At 60.1% G+C, this 17,734-nt stretch carries 12 protein-coding genes; 4 read left to right on the forward strand and 8 right to left on the reverse strand.

Annotated elements, in window-relative coordinates:
- Positions 1 to 199 precede the first annotated feature (199 nt).
- The 8 genes from AC1RJ3_RS15350 to AC1RJ3_RS15385 all read right to left on the reverse strand — a co-directional run bounded on the left by AC1RJ3_RS15350 (position 200) and on the right by AC1RJ3_RS15385 (position 11,144).
- On the reverse strand, positions 200 to 1,306 hold the full coding sequence (locus AC1RJ3_RS15350; protein ID WP_493079419.1) for an ABC transporter ATP-binding protein: 1,107 nt from the start codon (positions 1,304 to 1,306) through the stop codon (positions 200 to 202).
- Positions 1,303 to 2,916, reverse strand: coding sequence for an ABC transporter permease (locus AC1RJ3_RS15355; protein ID WP_054597462.1), 1,614 nt, complete (start codon positions 2,914 to 2,916; stop codon positions 1,303 to 1,305). Before AC1RJ3_RS15355 ends, AC1RJ3_RS15350 begins: the two co-directional genes overlap by 4 nt.
- A 4-nt stretch (positions 2,917 to 2,920) precedes the next feature.
- Positions 2,921 to 3,937, reverse strand: coding sequence for an iron ABC transporter substrate-binding protein (locus tag AC1RJ3_RS15360; RefSeq protein ID WP_054597461.1), 1,017 nt, complete (start codon positions 3,935 to 3,937; stop codon positions 2,921 to 2,923).
- A 318-nt stretch (positions 3,938 to 4,255) separates the two neighbouring features.
- A complete protein-coding gene (locus AC1RJ3_RS15365) occupies positions 4,256 to 5,791 on the reverse strand; it encodes an ArnT family glycosyltransferase (RefSeq protein WP_493079420.1) in 1,536 nt (511 codons plus the stop codon).
- Between the two features lie 155 nt (positions 5,792 to 5,946).
- A complete protein-coding gene (arnT, locus tag AC1RJ3_RS15370; protein ID WP_493079421.1) occupies positions 5,947 to 7,596 on the reverse strand; it encodes a lipid IV(A) 4-amino-4-deoxy-L-arabinosyltransferase in 1,650 nt (549 codons plus the stop codon).
- A 527-nt stretch (positions 7,597 to 8,123) separates the two neighbouring features.
- Positions 8,124 to 8,720: a lipopolysaccharide core heptose(II)-phosphate phosphatase PmrG gene (pmrG, locus tag AC1RJ3_RS15375; RefSeq protein ID WP_493079503.1), complete on the reverse strand. Its 597-nt coding sequence runs from the start codon at positions 8,718 to 8,720 to the stop codon at positions 8,124 to 8,126.
- Between the two features lie 380 nt (positions 8,721 to 9,100).
- A complete protein-coding gene (locus AC1RJ3_RS15380; protein ID WP_347926823.1) occupies positions 9,101 to 10,474 on the reverse strand; it encodes a sensor histidine kinase in 1,374 nt (457 codons plus the stop codon).
- Positions 10,452 to 11,144, reverse strand: coding sequence for a response regulator transcription factor (locus tag AC1RJ3_RS15385; RefSeq protein WP_054597456.1), 693 nt, complete (start codon positions 11,142 to 11,144; stop codon positions 10,452 to 10,454). The genes AC1RJ3_RS15380 and AC1RJ3_RS15385 overlap by 23 nt, the downstream gene beginning before the upstream one ends.
- 120 nt (positions 11,145 to 11,264) lie before the next feature.
- On the opposite strand from AC1RJ3_RS15385, the gene AC1RJ3_RS15390 reads away from it, so the two are divergent.
- The 4 genes from AC1RJ3_RS15390 to AC1RJ3_RS15405 all read left to right on the forward strand — a co-directional run bounded on the left by AC1RJ3_RS15390 (position 11,265) and on the right by AC1RJ3_RS15405 (position 17,723).
- Positions 11,265 to 11,954, forward strand: a complete 690-nt coding sequence (locus AC1RJ3_RS15390) for a response regulator transcription factor (RefSeq protein WP_493079422.1) — start codon at positions 11,265 to 11,267, stop codon at positions 11,952 to 11,954.
- A gap of 104 nt (positions 11,955 to 12,058) precedes the next feature.
- A complete protein-coding gene (locus AC1RJ3_RS15395) occupies positions 12,059 to 13,459 on the forward strand; it encodes an efflux transporter outer membrane subunit (protein WP_493079423.1) in 1,401 nt (466 codons plus the stop codon).
- Positions 13,456 to 14,649 (forward strand): efflux RND transporter periplasmic adaptor subunit, encoded by a 1,194-nt coding sequence (locus AC1RJ3_RS15400; protein ID WP_493079424.1) that lies wholly within the window; start codon positions 13,456 to 13,458, stop codon positions 14,647 to 14,649. Before AC1RJ3_RS15395 ends, AC1RJ3_RS15400 begins: the two co-directional genes overlap by 4 nt.
- The gene (locus AC1RJ3_RS15405; protein WP_493079425.1) at positions 14,646 to 17,723 is read left to right on the forward strand and encodes an efflux RND transporter permease subunit; all 3,078 of its coding nucleotides are present in this window, start codon (positions 14,646 to 14,648) and stop codon (positions 17,721 to 17,723) included. Before AC1RJ3_RS15400 ends, AC1RJ3_RS15405 begins: the two co-directional genes overlap by 4 nt.
- Positions 17,724 to 17,734: the final 11 nt, after the last annotated feature.

A 17,734-nucleotide genomic window follows, 5' to 3' on the forward strand; every position in this document is an offset into this window, starting at 1 on the left:
AAAACCGGTGTCGAGAATGTTTAACTGTAACCTTTACAGCAAATGTTCAGGGTTTTTCAACACTTACAGCCCTTTCTGACAGCTGTTGGCATTTTTCAGGCGCTGCAAGGAAAAATCGTCAATTGGCCCGCACATCGCTAAAAAGATAGTAAATAGCTTGCCAAGACTACTTCACCCTGAGTTCGCGTCAAGCTGCAAGCTATGGCGTCGCAACCGCCTGGCGGCGAGCAGGCTCAGTCAGCACGTGCGCGCTGCCGAGCGTTGAAATGTGTACCAGACTGCCAGCGGCTGGTGCGTGTACCCCGGAACTGCGAACCAGTAACGAGCGGCCTGCTGGCTGTCCATCCGTAGCAGGTGAGGGTTGCTTCAGTTCTACCGTCAAGGTGCAGGTATTGCCGCCAAAGTCGCGATCGGTCACCACCCCGATGCAGCCATCCACCTGTTCCAGATCGGCGGGTTGACTGGAAATCTGCAACTGCTCGGGCCGCAACATGATCTGCGCCGCACCGTTTGGCGAGGTACTGCTGACATGAACCCGTCCCAGGTCGCAGATCGCGTAGCCATTTTCGACCTGCGCCGGCATGACCACGGCATCCCCTAGGAACAGCGCCGTTTCTTCATCGCGAGGATGCAGGTACAGATCCATCGGTTGCCCGGTCTGCACCAACCGACCCTGGCGCATCACGGCCAGTTGATCGGCAAATGACAACGCTTCGGACTGATCGTGAGTCACCAGGATGGTGGTCACGCCGGTGTCTGACAGAAGTTTGGCAACCATCTTGCGCATGGACGCCCGCAGGCCGGTGTCCAGTGCCGAGAAGGGTTCGTCCAGCAGCATCAGCCGAGGTCGTTGCGCCAAGGCGCGGGCCAGGGCTACCCGTTGTTGCTGGCCACCGGAAAGCTCGTGCGGCCAGCGCTGGCTCATGCGTGCATCCAGCGACACCATGTCCATCAGCTCGGCGACGCGTGCTTGCTTCAAGGCGGCATCACCCGACAATCCAAAGGCAATGTTGCCGGCAACCGTCATGTGTGGAAACAGCGCACCGTCCTGTGGCACATAACCAATCATGCGCTGATGCGCGGGGACTTCGGTCGAACCATCGACCAGTGTCTGGCCGTTGAGCGTGATGCTGCCGGAATCGGGAAACTCGAACCCGGCAATCATCCGCAGCAGGGTGGTCTTGCCCGAGCCGGAAGGGCCGACGATGGCCGTGCGACTGCCCGCTGGCACCGACAGGCTGACGTTGTCCAAGGCAGGCAGGGCGCCGAAGGTTTTATAGATGGAGTTCAGTTCGAGAGCGTTCATCGGCCTGCCGTGCGTTTGGATTGATGATAGAGAAGCGCGGTCAACGGAAGCGACAGCAAAATCATGATCAGCGCATAAGGGGCCGCTGCGGCGTAGTCAATTTCGCTGGTCATGGCCCAAAAACCGGTGGCCAGGGTGCGGGTGCCACTTGGCGAGAGCAGCAGGGTTGCGGTCAGTTCATTGGTGATCGCCAGAAACACCAGCGCTGCGCCGGCGGCGGCCCCTGGTGCGGCCAGGCGCATGGTAATCAGCCAGAGCGCCTGGCTCGGCGAGCGGCCCAGGCTGCGGGCGATATTTTCCAGTTCTACCGGTGCCTGGGCAATACCGGCGCGCAAACTGACCAGCGCGCGTGGCAAGAACATCAGCAGGTACGCCAGCAGTACCGTGATGGTGGTCTGGTAAATCGGTCGGGCAAAGCTGATGGTGACGGTCACCAGGGCCAGCGCCACGACGATTCCCGGCAATGAACTGGTGATGTAGTTGCAGCTTTCCAGGATGCGATGCAGGCGTCCCGGCGAGCGTATCGACAACCAGGCCACCGGAACGGCTGCGCAGGTGGTGATGAGCGCGCCGACACTGGCCAGAACGAGGGTCTGCTTCAATGCCGGAAGTATTTCCGCCATGCGCCAGACGTCCGCGCCACCGGCAATCAACCATTGGGCCAGGGTAATCAGCGGCACACCGAGGGCCAGCACGCTGGTGATGATTGGCAGCAACAATGCTGCGGCTTTGGTGTTGCGTGTCAGCCGCTGAGTGCGTTGCAGGCGCGCACTGCCGGAACCGACGCGGGCGTAACGGGCGTGGCCACGTGATGCGGATTCAGCAGTCAACATCAGCAGGCAGCACAGCGCCAGCACCCCGGCCAGCATGTTCGCCGCCGGGCCGTTGAAGCTCGACTGGAACTGGTCGAAGATCGCCGTGGTGAAGGTGTCGAAGCGAATCATCGCGTACAGGCCGTATTCGGCCAGCAAGTGCAGGCCGACCAGCAAGGCGCCGCCACAGATGGCCAGGCGCAGTTGCGGCAGCACGACCCGGAAAAACACCGCCCAGGGCTTCAGGCCCAGCGATTCGGAGACATCCTCGATGGCCGGATCAAGGCGCCGCAAGGTGGCGGCGACTGGCAGATAGAGGAACGGGAAGTAGGCGATAACCGAAACCAGCACCCCGGCAAACAACCCGTGAATCGGTGGCACCAGGCTGACCCAGGCATAACTGTGGACAAAGGCCGGCACCGCAATCGGTGCCGTTGCCAGCACCGACCAGAGGCGGCGGCCCGGCAAATCGGTGCGTTCGGTCAACCAGGCGAGTGCCACGCCGAGCGCGATACACAGGGGAATCGTGATCACCACCAGCAACACGGTGTTGATCAAAAGTTCGGCCACTCGGGGCCTGAAGACCAGCTCGGCAATCGTCGCCCAGCCGGTCTTGATGGAAATGCCGATGACAAACGCCAACGGCAGCAGGGCCAGCAACGACACCAGAATGGATATGGCCACCACCCACGAACCGCTGCGCCTTCCGGAGGCGCGGCGAGGGTGTTGACGAGGGTTGGCCAGAGTCGTCAGATCGACGACTTTACTAGCTTCTGGCAGCGCGACTGGCTTGGACATCGGATTACAACAACCCCGCCTGAGTCATCAGCTCGACAACTTTTTTGCTGTTGAGTCTGGAGGCATCGACCACAGGCGCGTCAAGTTGCGCCAGCGGCACCAGTTTCGGGTTCGACTCGGCTTTCTGGCCTACGGCGTATTCAAACGAGTTACCGTTTTTCAGAATAGCCTGGCCTTCTTTGCCGGTGATCCACTTCAGGAACGCCTGAGCTTCTTCCTGGTGTTTACTGGACGCCAGGACAGCGCCACCGGAGAGGCTGACAAACGCGCCCGGATCTTTGTGCTTGAAGTAGTGCAGCGAGGTGTTCTTGCTGTTTTCGCCGGTTTTGCTCTGATCGACGAAGCTGTAGTAGTGGTAGATCACGCCGCCTTCAATCTGACCGGCGTTCACTGCCTTGAGCACAGCGCTGTTGCCACGGTAGGCGGTGGCGTTGGCTTTCATGCCTTTCAACCATTCCAGGGTGGCGGCTTCGCCCTTGAGCTCCAGTACGGCGGCGACGATGGCCTGGAAATCGGCGCCGGCAGGCGAACCGGCCCAACGACCTTTCCAGCTTGGGGAAGCCAGGTCCATCAGAGACTTTGGCAGATCGGCTTCGGCCAGCTTGGCTTTGTTGTAGACAAACACGGTCGAGCGAGCGGCGATGCCCACCCATTTGCCATGGGCCGGGCGATAGGCCGAACCGATTTGCTCCAGGGTCGACGGCGCAACAGGGGTAAACAGCCCGGCGTTATCCACCAGCACCATGGCCGGGGAGTTCTCGGTCAGGAATACGTCTGCCGGGGAGGCCGCACCTTCTTGCACCAGCTGATTGCCCATCTCGCTGTCATCGCCGTTGCGCAGCGTGACCTTGATCCCTGTTTCATGGGTAAAACCTTCGACCCAGGCCTTGGTCAGGGTCTCATGCTGCGCGTTATAGACCACGATGCCGTCGCTGCTTGGCGCAGCAAAGACATGGCCAGCACCCATAAGGGCGGTGGCGAGCAGCGCGATTTTCAGAAACGAAGGGCGACGATGATTCATTTTGTTAGCAGCTCCTGCAGTTTTATAAAGAATCAGATGGGCAAGCCTGTTGTTCGATTCCCGCAATCCCTGCAGCTCGCCCAGAACAATGCGAATCATTCGCATAGATTTTGGTGGCGGCAATGTAGTGCGGGATATGTGAAAAAAGCGTCAAACAAGTCGTTAATCAATGTCGTTTGTATTTAGATTGAGGCGCTGAGGAGGGAGTTTGAAGGACAGAGTGGTTTGAATTCAAACACTATCGTCGACTGGCTCACTGATTTCACGTGAGCCGTGCCGGGAAGGATCGAGAGGCCCGATGGGCCTCTCGATCATTTTTCATTGGGCGGGGGCGTTGGGGATGAAGGCGACGCTGGCATCCGAGCGCGGATGCATCAGCCGTTCACCGCTGTCTGGCTGCGTGACGACGGCCTGGTGGTCGACGCTGAGGTAGTTCAGCGGCAGCGTATCGCCACGTTTGTAGTGCGCGACAATGATGGTGCGCTGCGGGTTCCACTGCTGGCCGCTGTCCTTTTCCAGCCATGCCATGAACTGTGCGGTGGTGCCTTCGCGAGGGAAGTCCTTGCTTTCGGGCACGTAGTAGAAAGGCGCACCGTCGTTTTGCAGGTACATCGGGACTTTGTTGTCGACATCGACCATCACCATCCGCCATTGATTCCATGGCGCAATCAGGCTGGCCTGGGCCTTGACGTCCTTGCCGAATTGCACGACGCCGCCACCGGTGTTGCTCCAGGGCACGATAATCCCGAGGATCAGCAATAGCAGGGCCGTGGTGACGCCAAAGCCGATTTTCAGGCCGCGTCCTTCGGCTTTGCCGGCAGCGCGCCGTTCTTCCATGCGCCGGGTGACCCACCAGGCCGCCAACAGTTGGGCAAATGGTACCAGCGGCAAAACGTAGTAACTGCGTCGACTACCGCTGGCGGTGAAGAACAGGAACAGCAAGCCCAGGCCCCAGATCAACCAGCGGGCATTAGGTTCGAGTGTGCGCCAGTTACGAGCCGCGACCCACAGCCCAAGCACCCAGTACGGTGCCCATGGCAGGGTATAAACCGGCAAGTAGATCAGGTAGGTGTAAATGGGCCCGATGTGGTCGAACGGCTGGAAAAACCGCACCACGTTTTCCCGGAAGACCAGCCCCAGACCGCTCTGGGCGGAGGTGGGTGCGCCGTAGATATTCGACAACACGAACGGCACTGCATAGACCAGGCCGGCAACCAGCAGGGCGACGCACAGGCGCAGGTTGAGGTGACGTTTCCAGCGGCCTTCTTGCAGCAGATGCGGCAACAGCACCAGGCCGGGCAGGATAAAGCCGATCAGGCCTTTGAACAGCGAGGTCACGGACAGCAGCAGGAAGAACACGCAGTAGCGCCCGAGTCGCGTGTCGTCCGGGCCGCGCCAATACCACCAGATTGCTGCCAGCACACCGCAGACGGTCAGAATGTCAGCCGTCGCGACTCGGGCCCAAAAGACGAAATAGAAGGTGGTTGCGAGCATCCAGCCGGCGATCAGACCGGTGCCTTTGCGAAACAGTTGCTCGCCGATCAAGTAGACCAGCCAGACACTCAGCCAGGCAGCAATCACCGAAGACAGACGCAAGGACCAGTGCCCCAGGCCGCCTGTAAACCAGGTGGTGGCGGTAATCAACCAGTAGGAGGGCAGTGGTTTGTCGTAATAGGAGCCGCCCATGAGGTACGGGTCGAAGTAGTTACCGCTTTGCAGCATCTGCAGCGTGATATTCGCCCAACGGGTTTCCGGGCCCCAAAGTTCCCGTGTACCCAGTCCCAATAACAGGAGTAGCGCTGAAACCCCAAGCAGGATCAGCAGCGCGCGTGTTTCCGTTTCCCGCGACTTCATGTGGTATTTCCCTTCGGTCTCGACCGCCAGCTGCAGGATTGCGCCGTGCCTTTGAACGCCGCGACCTGCGCGCCGGGGTCAGAAAATGCAGATCATCTACTTGCCGGGTGACGATCTGTAGATCGTCACCCGGTAAACCGGCGCATCAGGAATCGTCAGGGCAGTTTCGGGAAAATCAGGATCTCCAGTTCGCCCCGTTTGTAGTGCTTGCCGTCGATTGGCAGCAGCAAGACTTCCTGCTCTTCCAGGGCATTTTTCACCCGCATGACCACACCCACCGAACCCTTTTTACGGGCTTCGGTCATCCACTGCTGGACACTGTCCATGTCGACTTTGCGGTGTGCTGCCTCAGGGAAATCGGTACCGTACTTCAACTCACCCACAGTGTTGTACAGGTCAACTTGCGGGCGTTTCAGGCGCCAGGACAATGCCGAGGCCGCGCCCAGATCGTTACTCAGCAGCGAAGTGGTTTCGCTCAATTCCTGAACATGTTCGGCGATGAACTGGTCAGGCATTTTGCTGTTGACGATGACGCCGGGCATGGCTGCTGGCAGCAAGGCGATCAGTAGCCAGATACCCAGCGCCGGAGCGGCCCAATAGACCAGCGGCCGGAGTGCTTGCAAGGCGTTGGCGATGATCCAGCCGGCCAACACGATGAAGCCTAGCGACATAGCGAACATTTCGGTGTTTTCGAAGATCGGCCGGGTGATCTGCAGATAGATCAGGACAATCAGGGCAATCGTCGCGACTGTTACGTTGATCAGGCCGTTGATACGAATCGCCCGGCCACGGGCCTCGCTCACCAGATCGATCAGGGTGCTGGCCATCAGCAAGGCCAGCGGCAGCAGGCACGGCATAATGTAGGTCGGCAGCTTGCCTTTGCTCAGGCTGAAAAATACCAGCGGCAGGAGCATCCACAGCAACAGGAAGCCGGTGGTGTTCTGAGTCTTGTTTTTCCAGGCCTGAACCAGTGTCGAGGGCAACAGGGCTGCCCACGGAAGGCTCGAAACCACCATGATTGGCAGGAAGAACCACCACGGCCGGGTGTGCTGGGCATCTTCGGCGGCGAACCGGCGAATGTGTTCGTGCCAGAAGAAGAACCGCCAGAAATCCGGTTCGTGACTATTGATCGCCAGTACCCATGGCAGGCTGACGATGATGGCGACGACCATCGCAACGAGGCCATAGCGCAGCAGTTCGCCAAAGCGCTTCTGCCAGATCATGTAAGGCAGTGCGATCAACACCGGCAACAGCCAGGCAAGGAAGCCCTTGGTCAGGAAACCCATGCCGCAGGCGAAGCCGAGCAGCGCCCAGGCCCCGAGTTTACTGCGTGGGGTTTTGTTATCCAGGGCAAACCACAGGGCAACCAGGCTCAGGTTGACCCAGAAGGTGAACTGCGGATCGAGGTTGGAGTAGCCAGCCTGGCCGGCGATCAGGCCGAAGCTCATATAAAGCAGGGCGGCAGCGAAACTCTTGCGCGGATCATTCCACAGGCGACGGGCGATCAGATACGCCAACCACACGCTCAGGCCGGTGGCGACTGCCGAGGCAATACGCACGCCAAACAGGTTCTCGCCGAAGATCGCCTGACCGATGGCGATCATCCAGTAACCGGCAATGGGCTTCTCGAAGTAGCGAAAGCCCATGAAATGCGGAGACACCCAGTCACCGCTCAGCAACATCTCCTGGCTGATCTGCGCGTAGCGAGGCTCGTCAGGAATCCATAACCCGTGGCCAACCATCGGCAACAGGTAGAACAGGCCGAAGGCCAACAACAGGCAGGGTAGAGCCCAGCGCTTGATCATTTGACTCGTGCTCCCTGCGACTTCATTCGACAGTTCGGGTTGCTGCGTGAGCAATCAGTAAAGTGATGCGTGACGAGTATTGTTTTTCGCTTCATGGGACGGCCTTGATACCGGAAGACGTTGCTCGGTTTTGGGTGTTTTGGTTACGACGTTCGATGCTGCCCGCTCTTCTTCAACAAAGACGCGTGCAGGGGCGCAGGCATCGCTGTGGCGAGCCGGTCGCATTACTCGGCAAAAGGATAAAGTCGACGCATGACATTCCTGGGCCTCCTGGCAGCGGACTGGACGGGGGTAGGTGGGTAAGCCGCTGTGAGCGGCACCGCATGCTACAAGTGGAGCGTCGAGTCTTCCATTGAGGATTTCCCCCAAACAGGCATTCAAGCGTGAAATCCCCGGATTTTCAGTAACTCGCTGAAAAAAATAAAGTTATTCAATTTGTTTCGAATGTACGCGAGCGCTGGCGAACTGCCGTAATGGCTTTATTTTTTGAGTTCGTTAACAGCGCTGGCGTGTCCTGGCAAACCGTATTATTTGCTGGCGAATCGCTTATCAAGCACGGCTGGCCAGTCCCCGGAATTCACAATGCCGAGCACTTTCAGCTGCCCGTCAGCCGTCACCGAAACGAACAGGGAACTGGTGTACTGACTGGTGGGAGCATGCTTGAAGCCGGTTTGTTTCTCGAAGTCGCTGATACAGCCGCTGTGCGTGACCAGGACCAGGTTGCGATGTGCCGTTTTGTGTGCGACCACATCGTCACGCATGGTCTTGCCACATTGGGCCAGCCATTCCTGATTCGACGCCTCTTTGCCAAACATGTACTGCGCGGTTTGCATCGTGCGGGTCGCCGGGCTGCTGAACACATCCGCATGGTCCATGCCCAGGGCGTTGAACCCCTTGCCGACGTCCGTCGATGCCGCGCTGCCTACCTGGGTAATGCCATCGGCCGGGCCCAGGCACGGGTTTTTCGACTGATCGCAGCGTTCGGCATGTCGAACCAGCACCACCACATCGCCTGCCTGCCAGTGTTGGAATACGCCAGCCGTTGCCATGTGATCACTTTCCGCCAGCATCGCTGGAGACCGGGGCCACAAGGTGAACCCCGTGACCAGAGCGGCCACTATCACTGCCGACGCCGCTAGCGTGACCTTCAGAAACCGTTTTTTGACCGCTCGTTTAGGCGAGTCCTTGGGTAATACAGTATTAACCACGCCTTTCACCTGTAAGTCGTATTGGGACGAAGAATGTCGATTCCGTTCAAGCAGTCAGGATAGACAGTTCACGGAAAACGCGAGCATTGAAGGTCGATTTGTGATGATCAATGTAGAGGCGGGCAAGTGGGGGATAAGTGAAACGAATGTGAAAATTTCGCTGGAACGCTTAACCCACCCTTAACGACAGCTAATTGTTTGATTTTAATTGCATTGCCATCGACCAGAGAGGCCTGCGCCAAGACCTCGCGCGAGGTCGTCGGGAAGGCGGCAAGAGCCGCCCGAGACCGATTGTTTCAAGCTGTTTCGTGAGTCTGTTTTCCCAGCAGATCGATTCGGCAACCCGGGGCCGCGTCGTAGACCGCAAGCTTCATGTCGTGCAACCGCGCCACGGCCGACACCATGCTCAAGCCCAACCCGTTGCCGGGTGTGTGACGGCTCAGTTCTGAACGGTAGAGCCGGCGAAATACCGCCTCGCGCTCGTCTTCCGCAATTCCCGGACCGTTATCGACTACCCGAATACCGACGCCCGTTGCGTCGCTGATGACGCTGAGACTGACGCTGCTATGGTCGGGTGAGAACTTGATCGCGTTATCCAGCAGGTTGCAGCAGGCATCGAACAGCAGTTGCGCATCGCCAGCGATCAGCGTTGGCTGCGCGCCGGCATGGAACGCCAGGCTGATGCCGCGCTCCTCGGCCAGCGGTTCGTAGAGTTCGGTGGCATCGGCGCCAATCAGGTTCAGATCGACCGGCGCAAAGTGGCTGCGTCGTGCGCTGTCCTCAATTTCGGAAATGCGCAGCAAGGCACGGAACGTCAGCAGCAGGCCCTTGGCCTCGGTCAGGGCCGAATCAATGCTGGCGGCGTATTCGTCCTCGCGCAGACCCCGCCGTTGCGCGCGCTCAAGGCCGGCAATCAGCCGGGTCAGGGGCGTGCGCAGGTCGTGGGCGATGTCGTCACAGACGCCCTTGACCTCGCTCATCAAGCGTTCCAGTTCATCGAGCATGCCGTTGACGACGTTGGCGAGGCGGTCGATATCATCGTTGTTGCCCAGGGTGGGCAAGCGGCTGCTCAAGTCGCCCTCGATGATGCCTTTGATCGAGTCGCTCAACTTGTCGAGACGGCGCCGTGCCGAGTAGCCGAGGCCGATCGCCCCTAACAGGCCGACCACCAGCAGCAGGACCCCACCGGAAACCAGCGCATGAACCAAAAGTTCGTCGAACTCGCCGATATCATGCATGTCCTGGGCGACCAGCAAGGTTTTGCCGTCTTCCAGTTTATGAACGATAAACCGCACCGGACGGGAGCGATCATTGGTTTTTTGCCAGTCGAACTCTGCGGGGCGATCATATTTCTTGAACGCCGGCAGTTGATGAATGGCGCCGACCATGTACTGGCCGTTTTCATCGAACAAACTGTGGGGCAGGCGGCCTTCCGTGTCCGAAATGGCGTGTTTGCGGATTTCCTCTTCCCGCAGTTGCGGGGTTTGCTGACTGCGATTCTCTACCTGACGATAGAGCGCAGTGTCGGCCTCGGTCTTCAGGTAAAACGCGGTCTGCCAGTAAATGTAGCCAAATAGCGCCAGAAACGAGCAGCCGAACAGCCCGAGGAACATCAGGCCTGTGCGAAAACTGATGGTGCGCGGAATCTCACTCAGGTGAACGGAGAACATAGCCGGCCCCCCGAATGGTGTGGATCATCTGGGGTTCACCTTCGGCGTCGATCTTGCGACGCAGGCGGCCGATATGCACCTCGATGACATTGGTGCGCTCGTCGTAGCTGTAATTCCACACGGCTTCAAACAACATGGTGCGCGTGACCACTTGTTCGGCGTTGCGCATCAGGTGTTCCAGCAACGCGTATTCACGCGGAACCAGGTCGATGGTTCGATCGCCACGGCGCACACTGCGGCGTAACAGGTCGACGTGCAGGTTGCCGACGCGCAGCTGATTGTCCGGCTCGCGGGTGGCGGGTTCGGCACGGCGACGGCTCAAGGCGTCCAGCCGTGCGGTCAGCTCGATGAATTCGAAAGGCTTGGTCAGGTAGTCATCGCCACCGGCGCGCAAACCTCGAACACGCTCATCCAGCGCGCTCAGGGCACTGAGGATCAACACCGGCGTGCTCACGCTCGCCGCTCGCAAGGCGGTCAATACGCCCAGCCCATCGATGCCGCCCGGCAACATCCGGTCGAGCACGATCAGATCAAAGGGCTCGCTGAGGGCTTTGAGCAAACCGTCGCGGCCATTGTTCACGCACGTGACGGTAAACCCGTGGTCCTGCAGGGCTGCTTCAATTTCGCGGGCGGTGGAGCTGTCGTCTTCGACGACCAGAACATGGGTCATGGGAGTTGAACCGGTCACTTGAACGAGTGGAGAGATGGCATAGTGTGTCAAACCCAGGAAGACGCCAACGTCGCCGCCGGATAAATAAAAGTTTAGGTTCCTGTTAAGAGAGAAAGCTCCTTGCGCATTCTAGTCGTTGAAGACGATGCCCAGACCGCTACCTACCTGCTGCGTGGGCTGACGGAAAGCGGGCATGTAGTGGATGTCGCCGAAGACGGCAACGATGGACTGGCCATGGCCCTGGAAGGGATTCATGACGCGTTGATTGTCGACCGGCGCCTGCCGGGGCTCGACGGTATCGCCCTGGTGCGGGCGATACGCAGTCGCGGCCTGCGTATCCCGGTGTTGATGCTCAGTGCTCAGTCGACCACCGCGCAAAAGGTCGAAGGCCTGCAAGCCGGTTGCGACGATTACCTGGCAAAACCCTACGCATTCGCCGAGGTCCTCGCGCGCCTCGATGCCTTGCTTCGCGGCGCCGATCAACCAAGTGCGGCAGGGCGCAAGCTGCAGGTCGGCGAACTCGAACTCGACTGCGCGACGCGTACGGCGGTGCGTCAAGGCCGTAGCATTGTCTTGCAACAGCGTGAGGCGTTGCTGCTGGAAAAACTCATGCGCCACAGCGGTCAGGTGGTCACCCGCGACATGCTGCTCGACAGCGCCTGGGATTACACCTTCGATCCCAACGACAATGTCATCGACAAACATATCCATCGCCTGCGGCGCAAACTCGATGAAGGTTTCGAGTACTCGCTGATCAAGACCATTCCGGGCGCGGGTTACAGTTTTCAGGGCAGTCGCGAGCCCGATTAAATAAAAGTTTACCTGCAGGCGAACGCTCTGCAAGGCGCTGTTGGCTATCTTCGGCTGATTCGTGGACAGGCTCCACAAACGTTTCAGCCGGAGATCGCATACCAATGTCAGTTGCAACCTCACCGAGGCGTAACTTTTTATCAATATCGGTGCTGCTGGGCGTATTGATGCTCGGTGGCTGCTCGATGGTGCCCGCCTACCATCAACCGGAGTTGCCGCTGGCGGCAAACTGGAAGGGTACCGGGCAAACATCCGCCGCACGGGGAGGGCAGTGGTGGAGCGAATTCCACAGCGCTGAACTAAATGACCTGATCACCCGCGGCCTCTCGGCCAATTACACCCTTAAAGCCGCGGCCGGCCGCATTGAAGAGGCACGCGCTTCGGCTCAGGTGGTCGGCGCCGGGCAATATCCGACGCTGACGCTGGGCGGCAATGTCCAGCGTCAGAATAATTACGGCACCACCAAGAAAAGCAGCGTGTTCGCCCAAGCGACCTACGAGCTGGACTTCTGGGGCAAACAGCGGGCTGCCGCCGACTCAGCCGACGCGCTGGCCAATGCCAGTGTGTTCGACGCGCAAACCCTGCGCATGAGTCTGGGGGCGAGCATCGCCGACAGCTACTTCCAGGTCTTGTCGCTGGAAGAACGGCTGCGCCTGGCCCAGTCGATTGCCGATGACGCCAAGCAGGTACTCGATCTGGTCGAAGTCCAGGCCAGCCAGGGCGCCGTGTCCAATCTTGAAGTGGCGCAGCAACGCAACGCCCTGCAAACCTTTCAGGCGGCGATGCCACCTTTGCGTCAGCAACGCGATCTGGCGCTCTACCAATTGGCGGTACTGGTGGGCGAGACGCCGCAAGGTTTTCAGCTGAAAAACTCTGGTCTTGAGGGTTTGCAGATGCCGCGTCCGTCCGCTGGATTGCCGATCGGCCTGCTGCGCCAACGGCCCGATGTGCAAGCAGCCGAAGCGCGACTGGTTTCGGCCAACTTCGATGTCGGGGTCGCCCGTGCGGCGTTCTTGCCAAATCTGTCGCTGGACCTGATTGGCGGTATCGACACCATTGCCGGCGGCAACATCTGGAGCGTCGTCGGCACATTGGCCCAACCGGTGTTCAGCGGCGGCCAGCTCAGCGGGCAATTGCACGTTGATCAGGCCCACGTGCAGGAACTCACCGCCAGTTACCGTGAATCGGTGATCGAAGCGCTGCAAGACGTCGAAACCCAACTGAGCGCTACCCGCGAACTGGATAAAAGCTTTGCCTTGAATCAGGCCGCAGTGGATTCCGCCCGCGAGGCCGCCAGGTTGGCGCAGGTTCGATATCGGCTGGGCTCCACCGACTTCCAGACTTTGTTGATCGTCGAGCGCACCCAGTATCAGGCCGAAGACACGCTGCTGCAGGTGCGCCTGCAACACCTGCAGGCCGCCGTCGGTTTGTTCCGGGCGCTGGGCGGCGATTTCACGCCCGACGCCATCGCTTCCCTTTCTCCTTCTCAGGCGTCACACCCATGAATGCAAAGCAACGCGTTGCGAACCCTCGCCATCGAGCACTCTCCTGGGCGCTACTGATTCTCCTGTTGGGCGCAGGTGCAGGTGGATTTCAGTGGGTCAAGCGGGCTCACGCGGCACCGGCCAAAACCGAGGCAGCCGCCGTGCCGGTGCAACTGACGCAAGTCAGCCAACAGGACCTGCCGATCTGGCTCAGTGCGATTGGCAATGTCCAGCCGCTCAACAGCGTCAATGTGCGCGTCCGGGTGGATGGCGAGTTGCAGAAAGTCTTGTTCAAGGAAGGCCAGACCGTGAACGCCGGCAGTCTGCTGGCGGTGATCGATCCACGGGTTTACCAGGCTCAGGTGGCTCAGGCGCAAGCGCTGGTGGCCAAGGATCAGGCGCAACTGGCCAACCTGCGGGTGAGCCTGGACCGGGCCAGCAAACTGGCGGCCGCCAAGGCCGGGCCGACTCAGGACGTCGACACCTATCGCGCCGAACTGGCCGCGCAACAGGCCACGGTGCAGGCTGATCAGGCAGCATTGGATAACGCGCGCCTGCAACTGGAATTCACGCAGGTCAAGGCGCCGCTGACCGGGCGTACCGGCCAGCGCTTGCTGGACGTCGGCGCTATCGCCCACGGTGCGGAAGCCACGGGCTTGGTGACGATTACCCAGATGAACCCGATTTCGGTGGCTTTCGCCGTCTCCCAGGACGAACTCCCGCAGATCCTTGCAGAAAACGCCAAGGGCGCCTTGCAAGTGGTCGCCATGACCCGCGACGGTCATCAGGAAATCGCTCGCGGCCGTCTGAGCTTCATTGACAGCCAGGTCGCTGCCGCGAGTGGTCAGATCCAGTTGAAGGCCGAGTTCGACAACAGTGGCAACCAGTTGTGGCCTGGCGAATTGGTCAGCGCACGCTTGCTGGTCAGCACCTACCAGGACATCACGGTGGTGCCGGCCAATGCCGTGCAGTTCGGTCGTCAGGGCAACTTCGTCTATGTAGTCGGCGCCGATCAACGGGTGCAACCACGTCAGGTCGATGCGGCCGCAGTGGTCGATGGCAAGCAGTGGATTCGTCAGGGATTGGCCGCCGGAGAAACGGTTGTCGTGCAAGGCCAGTCACGCATTGCGCCAGGCGTCAAAGTCGCACCGATCAAGGCTGACGAAGCCGCTGCACTGGCGGCTGCCACGCCAGTGGAGAGCGCACGATGAAAGGGCTCGCCGGACTGATTCAACGACGCGTGGGCCTGAGCCTGTTGGCGCTTGGGGTGATGTTGCTGGGCGCTTTCGCGTACTTCCAGTTGCCGGTGGCACCACTGCCTACGGTGGATTTCCCGACCATTCAGGTCACCGCCAAACTCTCCGGGGCCAGCGCCGAGACCATGGCTTCGTCGGTCGCGACGCCTCTGGAAAGAGCCTTTGCCGCCGTTCCGCAAGTCACCTCGATGACCTCCTCGAGCGCGGCCGGCAAGACCCAGGTGGTGTTGCAGTTCGACCTGTCACGGAACATCGACGGCGCGGCGCAGGATGTGCAGACCGCGATCAACACCGCGACCCCGAACCTGCCGAAGACCATGACCAGTACGCCGACCTTCAACAAGGTCAACCCGGCGGAAGGGACGGTGTTGTCACTGGCGGTGACCTCACCGACGCGCACGCTGCCCGAACTCGACCGTTACGCGGACAACTACATTGCCCAGCGTTTGTCGCAGATGCCCGGCGTCGGCCTGGTGGATTTCCACGGTGAGCAAAAACCGGCGGTGCGGATTCAGATCGATCCGGATGCGCTGGCCGCACGCGGCCTGAGCCTGGAAGACGTGCGCAGCGTGATCGGCGTCAGTACCGTCGATCAGCCCAAGGGCACCCTTGACGGGCAGACCCGTTCCGTCACGCTCGGCGCGACCGACCAGATGCTCGACCCACAGCATTATCGGGATCAGGTGATTGCCTATAAAAACGGCATGCCGATCAAGCTCGGTGACCTTGGTCGGGTAATCGCCGGTGCCGAAGATACCCAGCAAGCCGCGCAGTTGGGCGGCGAGCCGACAGTGATCGTCGACATTCACAAACAACCGGGTTTCAACCTGCTGTCGACCATCGCCACGATCAAGGCGAAGTTGCCCGAACTGACCGCGTCGTTGCCTCGCGACGTGCAGGTTCAGGTGGTCGGCGACCGTACCCAGACCATTGAAGCCTCGGTCAACGACATGCAATTCACCTTGCTGTTGTCGATTGCCCTGGTGGTCGTGGTGATCTTCGTGTTCCTGCGCAAGGCCACCGCCACGCTGATCCCCAGCCTGACCATTCCGCTGTCGCTGGTGTCGACCTTCGGCGTGATGTATTTGCTCGGCTACAGCCTCGATAACCTGTCGATCATGGGCCTGGCCATTGCGGTCGGCTTCGTGGTGGACGACGCTATCGTGGTGATGGAAAACATCGTGCGCCATCTGGAGATGGGCAAGTCGCGCCTGCAATCGGCGGTCGATGGTTTGCGCGAAGTGGCGTTCACCATTGTCTCGATGACGGTGTCGTTGATCGCGGTGTTCTTGCCGATCCTGTTGATGTCGGGGATCGTCGGGCGCTTGATGCGCGAGTTCGCGGTCACGGTCAGCGTGGCGATCATCATGTCTTGCATTGTATCGCTGACGATCACGCCGATGCTTTGCGCCTGGCTGCTCAAACCGCATGCCGAGAGCGAGGAGGGGCGTTTCGCCCAGGCTTGCGAGCGGGCGTTCACCGGCCTGCACAATGGCTATCGCCGCAGCCTCGACTGGGTGCTCGACCATCAACGTCTGACCCTCGGCGTGGCATTGGCCACGCTATTGGCGACCGCAGTGTTGTACGTGAGCATTCCCAAGGGCTTCTTCCCGCAGCAGGACAACGGCCTGATCCAGGGCGTTGCCGAAGCCGCTGCCGATATTTCGCCGATGGCCATGCGTGAACAGGTCAACCGTGTCGCTGAAGTCGTTGGTCATGACCCAGCGGTGGCCAAGGTGTATTTCTGGATCGGCCCGAACCCGACGGTCAGCCAGGGCAAGGTGATGATCAACCTCAAGCCGTTCGGCGAGCGCACCGACAGTGCCCAAAAGGTGATCAGTCGTTTGCAACCAGCGCTCGATCAGCTATCCGGGGTCAAGGTCTACTTGCAGGCTAACCAGGACATCCAGATCGGTGGCCGCGCCAGTAAAACCCAGTATCAGTACACCCTTCAGGACCCGGACAGCGCAGAGCTGGATCACTGGAGCGGGGTGCTGCTGGAAAAACTCAAGCGCTTGCCGCAACTGCAACATGTGACCTCTGACCAACAACAGGCCATTGCTCAGGCAACCCTGGTGATCGACCGTGCCACGGCCGCCCGTCTGGGCGTGACGGTGCAGGCCATCGACGATGTGCTGTACGACGCCTTCGGCCAGCGTCAGGTCGCGACGATGTTCACCCAACTCGACCAGAACCATGTGGTTCTCGAACTGGACCCGCACTGGCAGACGTCCACGACCACGCTGGAACACTTATACGTACGCGCCAGCTCCGGAACCCTGGTGCCATTGAATCTGTTGGCGAGTATCAAGACCGAGCAGGTGCCGATCATCATCAACCACCAAGGGGTATTTCCGGCCATCACCCTGTCGTTTGACCTGGCGCCCGGCCAAGCCCTGAGCGATGCGGTCAGCGCGATCAATCAGGCGTCGTTGGCGGTGGCGATGCCCGACTCTGTGGTCGGCAGTTTTCAGGGCACCGCCCAGGCGTTCCAGGACTCGTTGAAATCACAACCCTGGCTGATTCTGGCGGCGATTCTGACCGTCTACATCGTGCTGGGCGTGCTCTACGAGAACGCGATTCACCCGTTGACGATCATCTCGACTCTGCCGTCCGCCGGGTTCGGTGCACTGCTGGCACTGATACTCTGTGGACAGGACCTGTCGGTCCTTGGGATGATCGGCATTATTTTGCTGATCGGCATCGTCAAGAAGAACGCGATCATGATCGTTGACTTCACGCTGTCGGCCCAGCAGCGTGGCTTGTCTGCCAGAGACGCCGTGCGCGAAGGGTGCCTGTTGCGCTTGCGGCCGATCCTGATGACCTCGCTTGCGGCACTGCTCGGCGCGGTGCCATTGGCGTTCGGCCACGGTGCCGGCTCGGAGCTTCGCCAGCCATTGGGCATTGCTATTGTCGGCGGCCTGGCGGTCTCGCAGATCCTGACGTTGTACACCACCCCGGTCGTCTACCTTTGGTTTGAGCGTCGGCGGCGCAGCCAAAAACTCGTCGCGCAGGACATCAAGGTGTGACGTCGGCATTC

The organism is Pseudomonas sp. GW822-FHT04C11 (genome assembly GCF_058800905.1).